At 66.1% G+C, this 17,957-nt stretch carries 18 protein-coding genes; 7 read left to right on the forward strand and 11 right to left on the reverse strand.

Features of this window, described 5'->3' with window-relative positions:
- Window positions 1-7: 7 nt before the first annotated feature.
- Window positions 8-775 carry an alpha/beta hydrolase gene (locus QOL57_RS08665; RefSeq protein WP_089236661.1) on the reverse strand — a complete coding sequence of 256 codons (768 nt, stop codon included), beginning with the start codon at window positions 773-775 and terminating at the stop codon, window positions 8-10.
- A gap of 93 nt (window positions 776-868) precedes the next feature.
- Here QOL57_RS08665 and QOL57_RS08670 point away from each other — a divergent pair, with 93 nt between their 5' ends.
- Entirely contained in the window at window positions 869-1,642 is a 774-nt protein-coding gene (locus QOL57_RS08670) for a helix-turn-helix transcriptional regulator (RefSeq protein WP_089236662.1), read from the forward strand.
- Window positions 1,643-1,879: 237 nt separating this feature from the next.
- Here the strand turns inward: QOL57_RS08670 and QOL57_RS08675 are convergent, their stop codons facing one another.
- The 4 genes from QOL57_RS08675 to QOL57_RS08690 all read right to left on the reverse strand — a co-directional run bounded on the left by QOL57_RS08675 (window position 1,880) and on the right by QOL57_RS08690 (window position 6,112).
- Window positions 1,880-2,977 (reverse strand): hypothetical protein, encoded by a 1,098-nt coding sequence (locus QOL57_RS08675; RefSeq protein WP_089236663.1) that lies wholly within the window; start codon window positions 2,975-2,977, stop codon window positions 1,880-1,882.
- A gap of 292 nt (window positions 2,978-3,269) precedes the next feature.
- The gene (locus tag QOL57_RS08680; protein ID WP_089236664.1) at window positions 3,270-4,547 is read right to left on the reverse strand and encodes a citrate synthase; all 1,278 of its coding nucleotides are present in this window, start codon (window positions 4,545-4,547) and stop codon (window positions 3,270-3,272) included.
- A 296-nt stretch (window positions 4,548-4,843) separates the two neighbouring features.
- Window positions 4,844-5,086, reverse strand: a complete 243-nt coding sequence (locus tag QOL57_RS08685) for a type B 50S ribosomal protein L31 (RefSeq protein WP_010484049.1) — start codon at window positions 5,084-5,086, stop codon at window positions 4,844-4,846.
- 87 nt (window positions 5,087-5,173) lie between these two features.
- Complete coding sequence (locus QOL57_RS08690) at window positions 5,174-6,112, reverse strand: nucleoside hydrolase (RefSeq protein WP_089236665.1); 939 nt, start codon at window positions 6,110-6,112, stop codon at window positions 5,174-5,176.
- A gap of 801 nt (window positions 6,113-6,913) precedes the next feature.
- Here QOL57_RS08690 and QOL57_RS08695 point away from each other — a divergent pair.
- The gene (locus tag QOL57_RS08695; RefSeq protein WP_089236666.1) at window positions 6,914-7,324 is read left to right on the forward strand and encodes a hypothetical protein; all 411 of its coding nucleotides are present in this window, start codon (window positions 6,914-6,916) and stop codon (window positions 7,322-7,324) included.
- 193 nt (window positions 7,325-7,517) lie between these two features.
- Here QOL57_RS08695 and recG read toward each other — a convergent pair whose 3' ends face one another.
- The 6 genes from recG to QOL57_RS08725 form a co-directional block, all read right to left on the reverse strand.
- Window positions 7,518-9,629, reverse strand: coding sequence for an ATP-dependent DNA helicase RecG (gene recG / locus QOL57_RS08700; RefSeq protein ID WP_089236667.1), 2,112 nt, complete (start codon window positions 9,627-9,629; stop codon window positions 7,518-7,520).
- 7 nt (window positions 9,630-9,636) lie between these two features.
- Window positions 9,637-10,023: a RidA family protein gene (locus QOL57_RS08705; RefSeq protein ID WP_025874214.1), complete on the reverse strand. Its 387-nt coding sequence runs from the start codon at window positions 10,021-10,023 to the stop codon at window positions 9,637-9,639.
- Between the two features lie 76 nt (window positions 10,024-10,099).
- Window positions 10,100-12,262, reverse strand: a complete 2,163-nt coding sequence (locus tag QOL57_RS08710; protein WP_025874213.1) for a bifunctional (p)ppGpp synthetase/guanosine-3',5'-bis(diphosphate) 3'-pyrophosphohydrolase — start codon at window positions 12,260-12,262, stop codon at window positions 10,100-10,102.
- 106 nt (window positions 12,263-12,368) lie between these two features.
- Complete coding sequence (rpoZ, locus tag QOL57_RS08715) at window positions 12,369-12,668, reverse strand: DNA-directed RNA polymerase subunit omega (protein WP_005410877.1); 300 nt, start codon at window positions 12,666-12,668, stop codon at window positions 12,369-12,371.
- 110 nt (window positions 12,669-12,778) lie between these two features.
- A complete protein-coding gene (gmk, locus tag QOL57_RS08720) occupies window positions 12,779-13,441 on the reverse strand; it encodes a guanylate kinase (protein ID WP_089236668.1) in 663 nt (220 codons plus the stop codon).
- Window positions 13,438-14,298 (reverse strand): YicC/YloC family endoribonuclease, encoded by an 861-nt coding sequence (locus tag QOL57_RS08725; RefSeq protein WP_089236669.1) that lies wholly within the window; start codon window positions 14,296-14,298, stop codon window positions 13,438-13,440. Before QOL57_RS08725 ends, gmk begins: the two co-directional genes overlap by 4 nt.
- Window positions 14,299-14,420: 122 nt before the next feature.
- Between QOL57_RS08725 and rph the strand changes: the two genes are divergently transcribed.
- Genes rph through hemW form a run of 5 tightly spaced genes read left to right on the forward strand, consistent with a single transcriptional unit; the run spans window position 14,421 to window position 17,920 of the window.
- On the forward strand, window positions 14,421-15,146 hold the full coding sequence (gene rph / locus QOL57_RS08730; protein WP_025874210.1) for a ribonuclease PH: 726 nt from the start codon (window positions 14,421-14,423) through the stop codon (window positions 15,144-15,146).
- Window positions 15,143-15,529: a VOC family protein gene (locus QOL57_RS08735; RefSeq protein WP_089236670.1), complete on the forward strand. Its 387-nt coding sequence runs from the start codon at window positions 15,143-15,145 to the stop codon at window positions 15,527-15,529. The genes rph and QOL57_RS08735 overlap by 4 nt, the downstream gene beginning before the upstream one ends.
- Window positions 15,529-16,131, forward strand: a complete 603-nt coding sequence (rdgB, locus tag QOL57_RS08740) for an RdgB/HAM1 family non-canonical purine NTP pyrophosphatase (RefSeq protein WP_089236671.1) — start codon at window positions 15,529-15,531, stop codon at window positions 16,129-16,131. Before QOL57_RS08735 ends, rdgB begins: the two co-directional genes overlap by 1 nt.
- Window positions 16,132-16,157: 26 nt before the next feature.
- A complete protein-coding gene (locus QOL57_RS08745) occupies window positions 16,158-16,658 on the forward strand; it encodes a hypothetical protein (protein WP_089236672.1) in 501 nt (166 codons plus the stop codon).
- Between the two features lie 35 nt (window positions 16,659-16,693).
- Window positions 16,694-17,920: a radical SAM family heme chaperone HemW gene (gene hemW, locus QOL57_RS08750; RefSeq protein WP_244900659.1), complete on the forward strand. Its 1,227-nt coding sequence runs from the start codon at window positions 16,694-16,696 to the stop codon at window positions 17,918-17,920.
- Window positions 17,921-17,957: the final 37 nt, after the last annotated feature.

Genomic DNA, 17,957 nt, shown 5'->3' on the forward strand with positions numbered 1-17,957 from the left:
AAACCATTCATCCCGGACCCGACGCCTCTTTCAGGAACGATTCCATGGCCGCCACCAAGGCCAACGGCGTCTCGTTCATCGGGTAATGCCCGGCATCCTGCAGGACCTCCATCGCGGCCTGCCGGTAGCGGCACAGATACGTGCGCTCCATCAGTGCACGGTTGAAGGTGGGATCGTGCCCACCCACCAGCACCTTCAACCGATGAGTGCCGACGATCTCATTGCTGAAGTCGGTATCCGCCCACGCTGGAAGATAGGCAGCAAATGCCGCAGGTGAAGCATGTGCCGCCGAATACGCGGCCTTCCAGTCGAGCCATTGCGCCGGCAGCCGTCCGCCAGTGCTGCGATCGATGATGGTCCGGCGCATGCCGACGTCCCCGGCTGCCGCTTCAAGCAGGCCTCGCGTCGCGGCGTCGTAGGCAATGCCGCCGCAAGGCACCGGCGCAATGGCCACCATGCCGCGTATCCGTTCCGGCGCAAGCACCGCCATGCGTTCAATGGCCATGCCGCCCATCGAATGACCTGCCACGCTGAAGCGTTCGTGGCCGAGGGACGTCATCAGGTCCAGCGCATCGGAGGCGATCTCGTCGATGGTGTACGCGCCGGGCGCATCGCGCATGCCGCCGTAGCCGCGGCAGTCCATGAAGAGGTAGCTGAACTCGTCGCGCGACAACCATGGCTCGATCGGCTCGAACGCGTGCGCGTCGCCGAACCAGCCGTGCACGACCAGGACAGGGTGCGATCCGTGCCCCACGCGATGAAAGGTATTGGCCATGGGATTCCAGTGCAGTTGGGGGAATCCCCGATGCTAGGCATCGCACGTCAGTCGCACCGTTGATGACGGGTCAATCGCTATAGAATCCGGGCCATGCGCAACTCGCTGCTTGATCCCTACGAAGACCTGCCACGCGATGTCGTGGTCACCTCGAACGACTACGCAGCCGAGTTCACGTTTCCCCGCCATGCTCACCGGCGAGGGCAGTTCGCGTTCGCTGCGCGCGGCACCATCAGTGTGGCCACGCCGCAGGGGCGCTGGCTGGTTCCGCCACGGCGCGCCTGCTGGGTGCCTGCAGGCCTGGCGCATGAGATGACCACGCGGGGGCCGGTGACGATGCTCAACGCTTTTCTCTCCGCCGAGGCGGCCGACGCAGTGGCGCTGCCGGAGCACTGCCGGGTGTATGCGGTCTCTACGCTGCTGCAGCAGCTGCTGCAGGCGGCGGTGGACCTGCCCCCGCTGTACGATGAAGACGGACGCGCAGGCAAACTGATGCAGTTGCTGGTGGCGGAAATCGCATCGATGCCGGTACTTTCCCTGCATGCGCCGCTGCCTGCCGATGCACGCCTCGCACGTGTCTGTCGTGCCCTGTTCGATACTCCCTCACTGGCGGCCCGCCTTGATGATGTTGCCGCCGAGGCAGGCATGAGCCGGCGCACGTTCACGCGCCTGTTCCGCGCCGATACGGGGGTGGGTTTTGCCGAGTGGCGGCAACAGGTGTGCCTGCTGGCGGCCATCGAGCGACTGGGACAGGGCCAGGCAGTGACACGCGTGGCATTGGACCTGGGCTATGCAAGCCCGAGTGCGTTTTCTGCGGCCTTCCGGCGTGTGCTGGGATGTTCACCGAGCCGGTACGCGGAGGCGTAGTACCGGGCCTGCGCGTGGTTGTTGCTCGCGCTGCGCGCGTGCGTCGAGCGTGGCTCGACTGTGCAAATGCTCAGGCGCAACTGGATGGCATCAGGCCGCCTCACGGCGGCCTGATGGGTCTCACTCAACAACAGGTTCTCAGAAGAAGATCGCGTACAGGATCAGCAGCGGAATCGGTACTCCCAGGAACCAGAGCAGAAGCGTCTTCATGGCAGGTCTCCTTGCATCAGATGCGGATTACAGGTCGCGGCGACGGCCGCCCCAGGTGGCGCTGAGGCTGGCGAAGAACGCGCCGATCAGCAGGGTGATGAACAGCCACAGCGCGGCATAGGCCGTTGCCTTGCGGGCATCGTCGGCAACCTGCTTGGCGGTGGTCTTGGCCTTTTCCAGCGCAGCACGCATGCGGGTCTGCACGTCAGTCACACGGGCCTGCGCTTCGGCCGGGCTCATGCCCGTCTCGCGCGCGATCAGCTGCGACAGGTACTGGGTATCGGCCGGGTCCAGGCCATCTCCCTGCAGACTGTTGACGATGATGCGGTTCACTTCGGCACGCACTTCGCGGCGGTCACCCATCGGGCCATTGCCCGGCATCGGGCGCGGCGGCGGCGGGGCCGTGCGGGCGTCACGTGAGCCAACGCTGGCGGCGGCCGGGGGCGGCGGTGCGGTAGGGTCCATCGGGCCGTTGCCCGGTGCTGCGCCCGCTGTCGGCGGAACCGGAGGTGCACCGGCGGCGTCCGGGCCCGGCGTGGTGGCGTTGCGGAACAGCGAATCCACCCAGTAGTCGAGGTCGCCTTCCTGACCGCCGGCAGCCGCAGTGCCGACACCGGCAGCAGCCACACCTGCGGTGGAGACCGCGGCGCCTGCGGTGGCACCAGCCACCTTTGCGCCGGCGCCCAGCACGCCACCGATGGCCGAGGTCAGCAGACCGGCAGTGAGCAGCGTGGCCACAGCCCACGACACGAAGCCGTGCGCCGTATCGCGGAAGTAGGTTTCATCGCCGTGGATCTGCGTCCACTTGGTGCGCAGGCGGCCTGCCAGATAGCCGCCCAGACCGGAAGCGGCCAGCGCGGTGAAGGTGAGCCACGCGACGCTGGTCCAGCCGAAGGTTTCCTTGGAAACGCCCTCGAACGACCACGGCGATACCGAGGACAGGCCGAGGCCTACACCAAGGATGAGCAGGATGAGGGACAGTGCAGCAGCGGCAACGGCGCCGGCGAAAATGGCGCCCCAGGACACCGCGCTTTCGCTGGTGGGCGGCACGATGGGAGTGGTGACAACAGTCGCGACGTCGGGACCAAGCGGGCCGCGCTCGGGTGGGTCGAATCGGGTACTCATGGGGTCGAACGCTCCGTATCAGGTGCTGCGGGTGCAGCTGGCGTCCTGAGGCTGCGCGAGCGCTTGTGAAGCTGATGAGACCCTTGAATCACGCGCTCTTGGCGCGGAGAACAGCGTGCCAACCAAGGTTGGCACCTACCAAAGGCGGAGACGCGGTAGATCCACGCCATGCGTGGATGATGTTTCGCGAGCGCCGAAATCATGCCAACCAAGGTTGGCATCTACCAGAAGCGAAACAAAAAAAAACGCCCCGCGATTGCGGGGCGCCTTCAGCACAACCTACCGCAGGCGATCAGCCCTGGTAGTCGCGCACGTCGTGGCCGGTGTAGACCTGGCGCGGACGGCCGATCTTCATTTCCGGGTCGACCTGCTGTTCCAGCCAATGCGAGACCCAGCCGGAGGTACGGCCCAGGGCGAACATGACGGTGAACATTTCGGTCGGGATCTGCAGCGCCTTGTAGATGATGCCGCTGTAGAAATCGACGTTCGGGTACAGCTTGCGGGCGACGAAGTACTCGTCCTGCAGCGCGGCCTGCTCCAGCTTCACAGCCACGTCCAGCAGCGGATCCTGCACGCCCAGCTGCTTGAGCACCTTGCCGGTCATCTCGCCGATGACCTTCGCGCGCGGGTCGAAGTTCTTGTACACGCGGTGGCCGAAGCCCATCAGGCGGAAGCCGGAGGTCTTGTCCTTGGCCTTGAGCACGGCCGATTCGACGTTGTCGGCCGAACCGATCTCTTCCAGCATCTTCAGCACGGCTTCGTTGGCACCGCCGTGGGCCGGACCCCACAGCGCGGTGACGCCAGCGGCGACCGACGCGTACGGATTGGCACCGGTCGAACCGACCAGACGCACGGTCGAGGTCGAGGCGTTCTGCTCGTGGTCGGCGTGCAGGATGAACAGCAGATCCAGCGCCTTGACCACATCCGGGTTCAGCTCGTACTGGCCATCAGCCGACTCGAAGGTCTGCTTCAGGAAGCGGCTGACGTAGTCCAGCGAGGTGTCCGGCTTGTTGGCCGGCAGGCCCTTGCCGTGGCGGTAGATCAGCGCCGACAGGGTCGGCACCTTGGCGATCAGGCGCACGGCGGCCTGGCGGCGCTGTTCGGCGTCGGACAGGTCCAGCGAGGCGTGATAGATGCCCGACAGCTGCGCGATGGCGGCGGTCAGGATGGCCATCGGATGGGCATCCTTGGCGAAGCTGCCGATCAGGGTGTTGATCGACGCATCGACGTTGGCTTCGGCAGCCAGCTCGTCGGTGAAGGCCTTCAGCTGCTCGGCGCTCGGGCGCTCGCCGTTGATCAGCAGGTAGGCCACTTCGACGTAGCTCGACTTCTCCGACAGCTGCTCGATCGGGTAGCCGCGATACAGCAGCACGCCCTTGTCGCCGTCGATGTAGGTGATGGCGGACTTGCAGCTGGCCGTCGCGGTGAAACCGGAATCGTAGGTGAAATACCCCGTTTCCTTGGTCAGCTTCGCGATGTCGACGCAGTCGTTGCCGAGGGTGGGTTTGATGACGGGCAGAACGACCGACGTATCGCCGGCGTTGAGCGTGACCTGATCAAGATCGGACACTGTGTGCGCTCCTTCATGGGAAGGCGCCTGCCCAAGCGCATTGGTCAGGCACGTGAATGACGTCCTCGGCCTGTGCCGGGGATCAGGTCATTATCGCACAGCAGCATTTGCCGGGCGCTAGACAGAAGTCGTAGACGACAGGCAGCCGACACCCTGCCAGCGAGCGGCCGGGATCGGCAAACGCGTTGTCACAAGGACGCAGTGTTCCGTCCATCCAAACGCCCGTTGGGCAGGCGCCGGACAAAAACAAACGGCCGCGCAGAGCGCGGCCGTCGGTTCGAACCGGGTACGACGTATCAGCGCGCGTAGCGCTTCTGGAACTTGTCGATACGGCCCGAGGTGTCGATGACCTTGTGCTTGCCCGTGTAGAACGGATGCGAAGCCGAGGAAATTTCAACCTTCACCAGCGGGTAGTCGTTGCCGTCTTCCCACTTGATGGTTTCCTTCGTCGCCATGGTCGAGCGGGTCAGGATCTTGAAATCGGAGGTGACGTCATGGAAGACGACGTCGCGGTAGTTCGGATGGATATCGGCCTTCATGGGCTCACACCGTAAATGGGCTGGTGGTCAAGAGCGGCATTATAAGCACTGGTTGCCGCCCGGGGCAACCAGTGCGGGGGTCGAACTTCAGTCCGCGCCCAGGGCCTGTCGTACCAGGGCCTCGAAACGCCCCTGGTCGTAGGCCATCAGCAGATCGCAGTTGTCCGGCTGGCCGGTCTGCCGGTTCCAGTCGACGATGGTCGCGCCGCGGCTGAACGTGCCGTTCAGCTCTACGTTCAGCGGCCGCGACTCGACCTGCAGCTGCCCTTCCGGGTTCAACGCCCAGGCCATGGCCAGCGCATCGGCGGTGTACCAGCGCCCGCCCTTGCTGTCTTCAGACAGGCCACGGGTCTTGCGCGAGATCAGCTCGTAGAAGCGCGCGCGATCGGATTCGGCGCCCAGCCACTGTTCGGCTTCGGTCAACGGCAGGCCGTGGGCAACGGTGGCTTCCCAGTCCGACACCAGCAGGTGCGGGAACGCGGTGAACACCACATGCGCGGCTTCCGGATCGAAGGCGATGTTGAATTCAGCAGCGGGAGTGATGTTGCCGTGGCAGGTGACTGCACCGCCCATCACCACGATGCGCTTGATGCGCTGGGGCAGCGTCGGGTCGAGCTTCAGGGCCAGCGCCAGGTTGGTCAGCGGACCGAGCATCACCAGCATCAGTTCGCCGGCATGTTCGTGCGACAAACGCAGAATCGCCAGCGCGGCGTGCTCGGCGTCGGCCTGGCGGCTCGGCGGCGGCAGATCGACGTCGCCGTAGCCATCGCGGCCATGCACGTGGGCGGCGTCAACGGAGGGATGCAGCAGCGGATCGGGGCTGCCGGCGAACACCGGCACGTCGGTGCGGCCGACGATGTCGCAGAGCTTGAGGGCGTTGCGGACGGTGTACTGCAGGCCTACGTTGCCGGCGGCGATGGTCAGGGCGACCACGTCATGCCGTTCATCGGCGAAGGCCATCAGCAGGGCCAGTGCGTCGTCGACACCGGGGTCGGTATCGATCAACAGCGGGATCTTCTTGGTCATCGTTGCCGTCTTCAGATCGGCAACGAAGTGTGGACCGGGAAGATGACCGTTGCAAGTACGGGGGTTCGGCAGGGCGGCGCCCTGCACCCGCAGAGGCCGGAGCAACGGCAACGGCAACGGCAGAAGCTGGCATTCCGTGGGATGGCGGGGTGGGTCCGGTGGCGGGGGACGCTGCAAGTACGTCCATGTAAGCTCGGTCGCGCCATCCATGGCGCTCACGCCCCCGCCACCGGACCCACCCCGCCTTCGACAGTTCTCCGCGATCTGTCGGAATGGCATGGCCTGCTCTTGATGGGTGTCGACCCTGCTGCTGTTGGTGGGTGTCGACCTTGGTCGACACGTGGATCCACGCATGACCTGCTGTTGGTGGGTGTCGACCTTGGTCGACACAGTAGATCCACGCCATGCGTGGATGGACGTCGAAAGGATCGAGAACAATGACGTAATCGGCCTGCCTTGCAGGGCCCCGCTGCAATTGCAGCGTTTTCGACTTTTCCAATGATTCTCATTGAAGCGACGAGGGCTGTCGTGGACATCATGAGAGGCCATCGACAACGGATGGCACGGGCTTGCAATCCCGTTTGACTGCCTTGTTGTTTACGCTTGCCTGCCGGCGTTGCGCGCGTGTTACTGCGTGGCGTCCGGCAGGCAATCCGTCCGTGCGTTTTATGGCGGGCGGTGCGTGGGGGCCTCGTGCCCGCCGGCGTTCTTGAGGCAGTCACCGGTATTGCAACCACTCACCGTCCGCCACCCTCGCCTTCGCGTGGGTGGCCTCTTGCCTTGCGCACAAGGACTGCCGACATGACCGCATCCCGCTATCCCTTCCTGTTCGCCACGCTGGGCGACGCCGCCGCCAGCATCCCCGATGAACTGGCACGCGCACTGGAAACCACGCTGTCCGCCCCCGCGGCTGCCCATGCCGACGACGGCTTCACCCTGCTGGGTTGCCTCAAGCGCATCCGCCAGGGTGAAGGTGCCGATGGTCAGCCGTGGCCGAGCCGCTGGCATACGCCGGGCCAACGTGTGGCGCTGGCCCGCATCGACCGCGCCAATGCCGGGCTGATCCTGCTGCTGGAGATGCTGCATGCCAGTGAGCGCGTGCGCGTGGACGGCGAAGAAGTGCAGAAGATGGGCGATGACATCCGCGAAGGACTGCTGCTGGCCTGCCGTGGTTTGTCCGAATACATGGGTACGCAGTTGCCGGCCGTCTAGCAAATGCCAGTAGATCCACGCCATGCGTGGATAGGCTTTTGGCTTTTGTAGAGTCGAGCCATGCTCGGCTCACGCGCGCAGCGCGAACAGCAGCCGAGCATGGGCTCGGCTCTACCAGTCCGCGGCGGACGTCCTGGCCCTTGCGGGGTCAGTGCCCTTTGCTCGGCAAAGGGATCCGGCCCCAACCGGTCAATCAGGCCGAGGCGTACCGCACGGCGGTACCGATCCAGCGCTGCACCACGCGATCTGCAAGCGCCGGTTGCTGCGCCAGCAGGCGTTCGGCCAACTCATGCACACCCGGCAGCAGGCCCGCATCGCGCGCAAGATCGGCGATACGGAATCCGGCCAGGCCGGTCTGGCGGGTGCCCAGCAGTTCGCCGGGACCGCGCAGTTCCAGATCCTTCTCGGCGATGACGAAACCGTCGTTGGTCTCGCGCATGGTCTGCAGGCGCTCGCGCGCCATCTGCGAAAGCGGTGCCTGATACAACAGCACGCAGCGCGATACCGCAGAACCACGGCCGACGCGGCCACGCAGCTGGTGCAGCTGGGCCAGGCCCAGGCGCTCGGCATTCTCGATCACCATCAGCGAGGCATTGGGCACGTCAACGCCGACTTCGATCACCGTGGTGGCCACCAGCAGGTCGATGTCGCCGGCCTTGAACGCGACCATCGTCGCCAGCTTCTCGGCCGCTTTCAGCCGGCCATGCACCAGCCCCACGCGCACGCCGGGCAGCAGCGCCTGCAGCGATTCGTAGGTGGCCTGCGCGGGCGTGGCATCCAGTTCTTCACTTTCTTCGATGAGCGTGCATACCCAATAGACCTGCCGCCCTTCCTGGCAGGCCAAGGCGATGCGCTCGATCAGTTCCGGGCGACGATCGTTGTTCAGTGCAACGGTCTGCACCGGCGTGCGGCCCGGCGGCAGTTCGTCGATGGCCGATACATCCAGGTCGGCGTATTCGGACATCGCCAGCGTGCGCGGAATCGGCGTGGCGGTCATCACCAGCTGGTGTGGCACGTTGTTGCCGCCCTTGCCCTTGTCGCGCAGCGCAAGCCGCTGGTGCACGCCGAAGCGGTGCTGCTCGTCGACGATGGCCAGGGCCAGATCCTGGAACACCACCGCCTCCTGCATCAGTGCGTGGGTACCCACCACCACCTGCGCTTCGCCGTTGGCGACCTGTTCCATCACCTTCGCGCGCGCCTTGCCGGTGACCTTGCCGGCCAGCCAGGCAATGCGTACGCCCAGCGGTTCCAGCCAGCCGCGCAGGTTGTTGAGATGTTGTTCGGCCAGCAGTTCGGTGGGGGCAGCCAATGCGACCTGCTTGCCCTGCTCCACCGCCAGCATCGCCGCCAACGCGGCCACTACTGTCTTGCCCGAGCCGACGTCGCCCTGCACCAGCCGCAGCATCGGGCTGGGGCGCGCGAGGTCTTCGCGGATCTGCTTGAACACGCGCGCCTGCGCACCGGTCAACGCGAATGGCAGCTGTTTCAACAGCGCCTTGGCCAGCTTGCCGGGGCCGGCCAGCGGCGGCGCGTGGTGCGCCTGCAGCGCAATGCGCTGGCGACGCAGGCTGAGGTGGTGCGCCAGCAGTTCTTCCATCGCCAGCCGGCGCTGCGCTGGGTGGGTGCCGGCAGCGAGTGCGGCCAGGTCTGCATCCGGCGGAGGCTGATGCACAGTGAGAAGCGCACTGCGCAGCGATGGCAGGCCGAGGCCATCAAGCCAGCCTGTCGGCAGCAGTTCCAGCGTGCTTTCTTCCGGCAGGCGATCAAGCGCCTGGCCGATCAGCTTGCGCATCGTCATCGGGCCGACGCCTTCGACGGTGGGATACACCGGGTCGAGGCGGTCGCCGAGATCGGGATCGTCATTGCGCCCCAGCACCTGGTAACTGGGATGGACGATCTCCAACCCCAGGTGCCCGGGCTTGGGCGTACCGAAGCAGCGCAGCCGGTTGCCGACCGCGAACTGGCCGACCTGCTGCTGGCGGAAGTGGAAGAAGCGCAGCACCAGGGTGCCCTGCCCTTCGTCTTCCACCGCTACCTTCAGCATCGGCCGGTAGCGCATGCCGCGCTCGACGGCGACCACCCGCACTTCCACCTGCGCCGGAACACCGTTGCGCAGGTCTTCGATAAGGGTCAGCCGGGTGCGGTCTTCATAGCGCAGCGGCAGGTGCAGCCAGAGATCCTGCAGGGTGGCCAGGCCACGCGCCTGCAGCTTGGCGGCCACGGCCGGACCGACGCCGGCGAGCATCGCAAGCGATGCTTCACCGGACGGTGCCAGTGCCGGGGTGACCGCCGCCTTGCGTGCCACGTGGCGGTCAGTCGATGACCATCACCGCGTCGACCTCGAAGTTGGCGCCCTTCGGCAGGCCGGAGACTTCGATGGTGGAACGGGCCGGGAACGGGGCCTGGAAATAGTCCTGCATCACGGCGTTGACCTTGGCGAATTCGGCCAGGTCGGTCAGGTACAGGCCGAGACGCACGACCTTGTCCAGCGAACCGCCCGCGGCTTCGGCCACGGCCTTGAGGTTGTCGAAGGCGCGACGGGCCTGTGCTTCGACGTCACCCACGCCGACGATGTCGCCGGTGGCCGGGTCGAGCGGAATCTGGCCGGAGAAATACACGGTGTTGCCGGCGCGCACGGCCTGCGAGTACGGGCCGATGGCGGCCGGGGCCTTTTCGGTGTTGATGATCTGGCGGGACATGGGTCGCTCCGGTGCGTTGGGGGAAAACAGAGCGGTGATTGTACCGGGTGGGGGTGCATCCACGCATGGCGTGGATCTACTGGCGACGAACCGCCTGCACGACCGACAGGCGGCGCAGGCGACGCATCACTTCGGCCAGGTGGTTGCGGTCGCGCACCTGGATGTTGAACGCCAGCACGGCGGCGTTGAAATCACGGTCCAGGTAATCCACGCGCTCGATGTTGGAATGGCTCTGCGCGATTGCCGCAGCCAGCTGCGCGAGCACGCCGGTACCGTTCTCCACTTCCACCACCAGCGAGGTGTCGTAGTCGCCGGACACGGTGGTGTCCCAACCGATCAGCACCCAGCGCTCAGGCGACTTGCGCAGTTCGGCCAGGTTCGGGCAATCCATGCGATGCACCACGATGCCCTTGCCGGCGGTGTGGTAACCCATGATGTCGTCGCCCGGAATGGGCTGGCAGCAACCGGCGAAGGTGACCACGCCGCGCTCGCTGCCATTGATCAGGATCTTTTCCTGCGAGCTGTGGCGCGAATGCGCGCCGCCGCGCAGTTCGGCGTACGCCATCAGCGCCTGCGCGGCCTGGGTCGGCATCCAGTTGCCCAGCGCGACTTCCGCCAGCAGGGCCTCCAGGCGCGGGAAACGATGTTCAGCCAGGAAGGCATCCAGACGGCCCTTCGGCAGGCGCTCCAGCGAGCTGTCCATCGCCTCCAGCGCGCGGTCAAGCATGCGATGGCCCAGCTGCACGGCATCTTCGTGCTCCAGCTGCTTGAGCTGGTGGCGGATGGCGGTGCGTGCCTTGCTGGTGACCACGAACTCCAGCCACTGCGGCTTGGGCGTGGCCGAGCGCGCGGTGATGATCTCCACCGACTGCCCGGACACCAGCTTGGTGCGCAGCGGCACCAGTTTCTTGTCCACGCGCGAAGCCACGGCCATGTTGCCGACATCGGTATGCACGGCATAGGCGAAGTCGAGCGCAGTGGAATTGCGCGGCAGGGCCAGGATCTTGCCCTTCGGCGTGAACAGGTAGACCTCATCCGGGAACAGGTCGACCTTGACGTTGTCGAGGAACTCCAGCGAGGAACCGGCGGCACGCTGCGAGTCGATCAGTTCGACGATCCAGGCATGCGCGCGGCTCTGCGCGCTGTTGGGCGAGTCACCGCCGAACTTGTAGGTCCAGTGCGCCGCCACGCCGCGCTCGGCAATCAGGTCCATCTCTTCGGTGCGGATCTGCACTTCGATCGGCGAGCCATACGGGCCGAACAGCACGGTATGCAGCGACTGGTAACCGTTTGCCTTGGGGATCGCGATGAAATCGCGGAAGCGCCCGTCCAGCGGCTTGAACGCAGCATGCACTGCGCCCAGCGAGTGGTAGCACTGCGGCACGCCGCGCACGACCAGGCGGAAGCCGAACACGTCCATCACCTGGTCGAAGGATTTGTTCTCGTCGCGCATCTTGTTGTAGATGCTCCACGGGGTCTTGATGCGGCTGACCAGGCGGTGCTCGATGCCCTCCTTGGCCAGGCGCTGCGACAACTGCACCTCCACCTGCGCCAAGGCCTCGCGGCGCACCACCGGCTGGCTGCGGATGTGTTTTTCCAGGATCGCATGGCGCCATGGGTACAGCGCCTTGAAGCCGAGGTTCTGCAGTTCGCTCTTGACCAGGCTCATGCCCAGCCGCTGCGCGATCGGGGCGTAGATCTCCAGCGTCTCGCGGGCGATGCGACCCCGCGCTTCGCGGCTCTGCGCGCCCAGCGTGCGCATGTTGTGCAGGCGGTCGGCCAGCTTGATCATGATCACGCGCAGGTCGCGCGACATCGCCAGCAGCATCTTGCGGAAGCTCTCGGCGGCCGCTTCCTGGCGGTCGCGGAACTTCAGCTTGTCCAGCTTGGTGACGCCGTCCACCAGCTCGGCCACGGCTTCACCGAACTCGGCCGACAGGGCCTCGCGGGTCAGCGGGGTGTCTTCGATGGTGTCGTGCAGGATCGCGGCGATCAGCGCTTCCACGTCCAGGCCGAGCTCGGCCAGCACCTGGGCCACGGCCACCGGATGGGTGATGTAGGGCTCACCCGACTTGCGCGTCTGCCCAGCGTGCGCGGAGGCGCCGACTTCCCACGCACGGCGCAGCAGCGGCAGCTGCTCGGGCGGCAGGTAGTGGGCGGCGCGTTCGAGCTGGAGGACGTAATCGGGTACGGCGGCAGCGGGGACTGCGGCGACCTTGGCAGTGGGGCCTGGGTTCATGGCCAAAGCCTATGCCAGCGCGACGTTTACGGCAAACCCTGAATGCGAAACAGCCCGCACGGGGCGGGCTGTTCGGCGTATCCAGCGAAGACGTTGATCGATGCGATCAATCGTCGTTCTTGGACATGTCTTCGTCGGCGACCACTTCAGCGGCGGCCCACTCCAGCGCTTCGCGCTCGGCGCGCTCACGTTCGGCCTTCTCGACTTCGTCGATCAGCGCGTTGTCGATCTTGCGGGCAGCGATCTCGCGCAGCGCCAGCACGGTCGGCTTGTCCTCGGTCTCGCTGTTGTCCAGCGTGGCCTGCACGCCATTGGCGAGCTGACGGGCGCGCTTGGAGGCCATCATCACCAGCTCGAAACGGTTGTTAACGACTTCCAGGCAATCTTCTACGGTAATGCGGGCCATACGGGCTCCCGGCGACCGGTCGGCCGCTCAGTCGAATGAGGGAAAGGGGACGGAGTGTACTGGCAGGGGCTGGACAAAATCAAGCCGACCCCCACCGGACCCTTTAGGAATCAATCAGTTGAACTCGCATCCGGGGTCAACAGCGCCTGGATCAGGCCGGCGTGCCGGACCTTCTGGGCCTCCCGGCGCAGGCGGCTGGCGGTGAAGATCGCGCACAGCTCGTCCACGGCGGTGTCGAACACTTCATTGACGATGACGTAGTCGAATTCGTTGAAGTGCAGCATTTCATCGCGGGCGGCGCCCAGGCGCTGGGCGATGACCGCCTCGCTGTCCTGGCCGCGCTTGCGCATGCGGTCCTGCAGGGCCTGCTTGGACGGCGGCAGGATGAACACCGTCACCGTGCCCGGCACCAGCTGGCGCACCTGCTGCGCGCCCTGCCAGTCGATCTCCAGCAGCACGTCCTGGCCGGCGTTCAGCTGCGGCTCCACCGACTGGCGGGCGGTGCCCTTCCAGTCGCCATGCACCCAGGCATGTTCGAAGAAGTCGCCGGCGGCGATCATCTCCTCGAACTTCTCCGCGCTGACGAAGTGGTAGTGCTGGCCGTTCACTTCACCCGGGCGCATGGCCCGCGAGGTGAAGGAGATCGACAGGGCGATCTGCGGGTCGCGCGCCAGGGTGGCGTTGACGATGCTGCTCTTGCCGGCGCCGGAGGGCGCGGCAACGATGTACAGCGTGCCGCGTGCGATCGCGGCCGGGGGCGTGGAAATGCTCATTCGATGTTCTGCACCTGCTCGCGGATCTGGTCGATCAGCACCTTCAGCTCGACGGCGGCATTGGACGTGCGGCTGTCCACCGACTTCGAGCCGAGCGTGTTGGCCTCGCGGTTGAACTCCTGCAGCAGGAAGTCCAGGCGGCGGCCAACCGGCTCGCGCTGCTTGAGCACGCGACGGATCTCGACGATGTGGCTGGACAGGCGATCCAGTTCCTCGTCCACGTCCAGCTTCTGCAGCCACATCACCAGTTCCTGCTCGGCGCGGCCGGGATCGACCGGATGCGGCAGGTCGGCCAGGCGGGCGGCGAGCTTGGCGCGCTGGCCGTCGCGAATGGCTGGAATCAGCGTACGGACCTCGGCGGCGATGCGCTCGATGGCATCCACGCGCTCGGCGATGGCCGTGGCCAGCGTGTTGCCTTCACGCTCGCGGGCGGCGATGAAGCCGTCCAGCACCTGGTCCAGCAGCGCCAGTGCTTCAACCTGCAGGGCTGCGGCATCGGTGGCCTCGCCCTGGGTGACGCCCGGCAGCTGCAGCAGGTCGGTGAAGCTGACCTGCAGGTTGGGGAAATCGGAGGTCAGCCGGTGTGCCAGCTGGCCCAGCTGGCCCAGCAGCACCTCGTTGATCTGCAGGCTGGCAGCCGATTCCGGCGCGCGCAGGCGCATCACCAGATCCAGCTTGCCACGGCTCAGGCGGGCGGAAATGCGCTCGCGCAGCTGCGGTTCCAATGCGCGCAGTTCCTCGGGCAGGCGGGTGCCCACTTCCAGGAAGCGGTGGTTGACCGAGCGCAGCTCGCAGCCCAGCGTGCCCCACGTGGTGGAACGCTCGCCGCCGGCATAGGCCGTCATGCTTCGAATCATGGATGTATCCGGTGCTTGCAAAGGGGGAATGGTACCCTAGCGGTCTCTTTTGAGCCCCTTTCCCCGCCCCGTGAAGGCCGCGGGGATGGCGGCGTACTCCCTTTCCCTACGGAACCTGCCCCATGTCCGATTTCCGCCCCAGTGGCCGTCAGCCCGATCAGCTGCGCCCGGTCGTCATCCAGCGCGGTTTCACCCGCCACGCCGAAGGTTCGGTGCTGGTCTGTTTCGGTGAAACCCGCGTGCTGTGCACGGCCAGCATCGAGAACCGGGTGCCGGGCTTCCTGCGTGGCAAGGGCGAAGGCTGGGTGACCGCCGAGTACGGCATGCTGCCGCGCGCCACCCACACCCGCAGCGACCGCGAGGCCGCACGCGGCAAGCAGGGCGGCCGCACGCTGGAGATCCAGCGCCTGATCGGCCGCAGCCTGCGTGCCTGCGTTGACCGCAACGCACTGGGCGAACGCACCATCACCCTCGACTGCGACGTGCTGCAGGCCGACGGCGGCACCCGCACTGCTGCCATCACCGGCGCCTATGTGGCCCTGGTCGATGCGGTGAACGTGCTGATGAAGCGCGGCGACATCAAGCGCAACCCGATCCTGGGTGCCGTGGCAGCGGTGTCGGTCGGCGTCTACCGCGGCACCCCGGTGCTGGACCTGGATTACGCCGAAGACAGCGACTGCGACACCGACATGAACGTGGTGATGAACGATGGCGGCGGTTTCATCGAACTGCAGGGCACCGCCGAAGGCCATGCCTTCCGCCGTGACGAACTGGATGCGCTGCTGGGCCTGGCCGAAAAGGGCGTGACCGAGCTGCTGGCCGCGCAGCAGGCAGCGCTGTCGGCATGAACCGGCGCATTGCCCTGACCACCCTGGTGGTGGCCGACTATGACGAAGCGATTGCCTGGTACACCGGCAAGCTCGGCTTCCAGCTGCTGGAAGATATCGACCAGGGCAGCAAGCGCTGGGTAGTGGTCGGCCCGACCGATGGCAGCGCCGCCGCCCTGCTACTGGCCCGCGCCAGCAACGACGAACAGCGCAGCCGCATCGGCAACCAGACCGGCGGCCGTGTCGGCTTCTTCCTCAACACCGATGACTTCCGCCGCGACCACGCGGCGATGTTGGCTGCCGGTGTCGAATTCCTGGAAGAACCGCGCGAAGAACCCTACGCCACCGTCGCGGTGTTCCGCGACCTGTACGGCAACACCTGGGACCTGTTGGAGCCCCGCTGATGAAGAAGCTTGTCCTGGCCAGCCACAACGCTGGCAAGCTGGTGGAAATGCAGGAAATCCTCGCCGACCTGCCGCTGCAGATCACTTCGGCCGCCGAACTGGGCCTGGGCGATGTGGAAGAGACCGGCCTGACCTTCGTCGAGAACGCGCTGCTGAAGGCGCGCGCCGCCTGCGAAGCGACTGGCCTGCCGGCGCTGGCCGATGATTCGGGCCTGATCGTCGATGCCCTCGGTGGTGCGCCGGGTCTGTACAGCGCGCGCTATGCGGGCCATCCGACCAACGCCGCGGCCAACAATGCCAAGCTGCTGGAAGCGATGGCCGGCATCGCCGATAGCCAGCGCAGCGCCCGCTTCTATGCGGTGATCGTGCTGCTGCGCCACGCCACCGACCCGCAGCCGCTGATCTGCGAAGGCCGCTGGGAAGGACAGATCATCCGCGAACTGCGCGGCAGCAACGGCTTCGGCTACAACCCGGTGTTCCTGGATACAGCCCACGGCCTGACCGCTGCGGAAATGGAACCGGCGTTGAAGAATGCCATCAGCCATCGCGCCATCGCCCTGCAGCAGCTCAAACAGCAGCTCAAGCAGCAGCTCGCGGCCTGAACCAGCGTCCAACAGGAGACTCAAGGATGACCGTGAAGCGCTACCGCACCGGAATGGAACTGGTGCAATTGCTTGCCGTACTGGGACTGATCAGTGGTGCGATCTTTGGCGGCATGTTGGCGTGGGCAGGGAAGGAATCCTGGTGGGCGGTGCCGGTGGTTGCGCTGGTCGGCATGACCGTCATCACGCTCATCGGCGCGCCCATCATGTGGCAGCGCGTCGAACTGGACGGCGCTGCAGGCCACCTGCGCTATCACAACATCGGCAGCCTGCATCGGTGGCGCCATGTGGCACTGGTGGACGTGCTGGAAGTACGGCTTGACAGTTTTGCCGACAAGCGCAAAGCCATGGTCTCCGGTCTCCATCTGTGCATGCGCAATGGCTGCAGTCCTGCGCGCCACCGTTTGATGGACAACGCTATAGGCAGCTACAAAGGGCCCTCGCCCTTCTTCCGCCAGATTGCCGCTGCCGTGCTTCGCGCGCAACCGCGCTCCCTGGTCGACCCCCTTCTGCGGGCGGCGGACTGATCTGCCGCTCCCCCCACGTCTGCATCACGCCAGCCATGCCGCACGCCCACAACCACGACCACTGCAACCACCTGCCCGGCGAGTCCTGCGGCCACGACACCCCGCCACGTCTGGTGCCGCCGCCGCTGGCGCTGTACGTGCATCTGCCGTGGTGCGTGCGCAAGTGCCCGTACTGCGATTTCAACTCGCACCAGGCCAAGGGCGAACTGCCCTTCGATGCCTACATCGATGCGCTGGTGCGCGACCTCGACCAGGACCTGCCGCTGGTCTGGGGCCGGGTGGTCAGCAGCGTGTTCTTTGGTGGCGGCACGCCCAGCCTGTTCCCGCCGGAAGCCATCGACCGCTTCCTGCAGCAGGCCAGCGCACGTCTGCGCTTCGCGCCCAATGCCGAGATCACCCTGGAAACCAACCCGGGCACCGCCGAGCACGGCCGCTTCGACCGCTACCGTGCGGCCGGCGTCAACCGCCTCAGCTTCGGCATCCAGAGTTTCGATGATGCGATGCTCAAGCGCCTGGGCCGCATCCACGACAGTGGTGAGGCCGAGCGCGCGGTGAAGATGGCGCAGGACGCGGGCTACGACAATTTCAACATCGACCTGATGTACGCCCTGCCGGAGCAGACCCTGGCCGGTGCCGAGGCCGACCTGGAACGCGCCTTCGCGTTGCAGCCGACCCACATCTCGCACTACCAGCTGACCCTGGAACCGAACACCGTGTTCTTCGCGCGGCCGCCGCAGGGCATCCCCGATGAAGACAATGCGTGGGACATGCAGGAACACTGCCAGGCGCTGCTGGCGCAGGCCGGTTTCGGCCAGTACGAGGTGAGCGCCTATGCCCGCCCCGGCCGGCAGAGCGCGCACAACCTGAATTACTGGCGTTTCGGTGACTACCTCGGCATTGGCGCCGGCGCACACGGCAAGATCAGTTCCGGCGCCGAGGAGCACGTGCTGCGGCGCTGGAAGCACAAGCACCCGCAGACGTTCATGGATACCGCAGGCACGGCGGCATCCTTCGGCGGCGACGAGGTGATCGCCGCCGATCGCCTGCCGTTCGAGTACATGCTCAACCTGCTGCGCCTGCACGAAGGCTTCAGCCTGCGCGACTTCGAATCGCGGACCGGCCTGGCCCGCAGCGTGCTGGACGTTCCTTTGGCCGAAGCGGTGCAGCGCGGCTGGCTGGTGGTGGCGGACGGGTACGTGCAGCCAACCGAGCTCGGCCGGCGCTTCACCAACGATGTGGTGAGCCTGTTCCTGGAAGATTGATCTGCCTGCCGCGCGGCCATGGAAGGCCGCGCTGAAT

This window comes from Stenotrophomonas sp. yr243, from assembly GCF_900184195.1.
GTDB lineage: Bacteria > Pseudomonadota > Gammaproteobacteria > Xanthomonadales > Xanthomonadaceae > Stenotrophomonas > Stenotrophomonas lactitubi.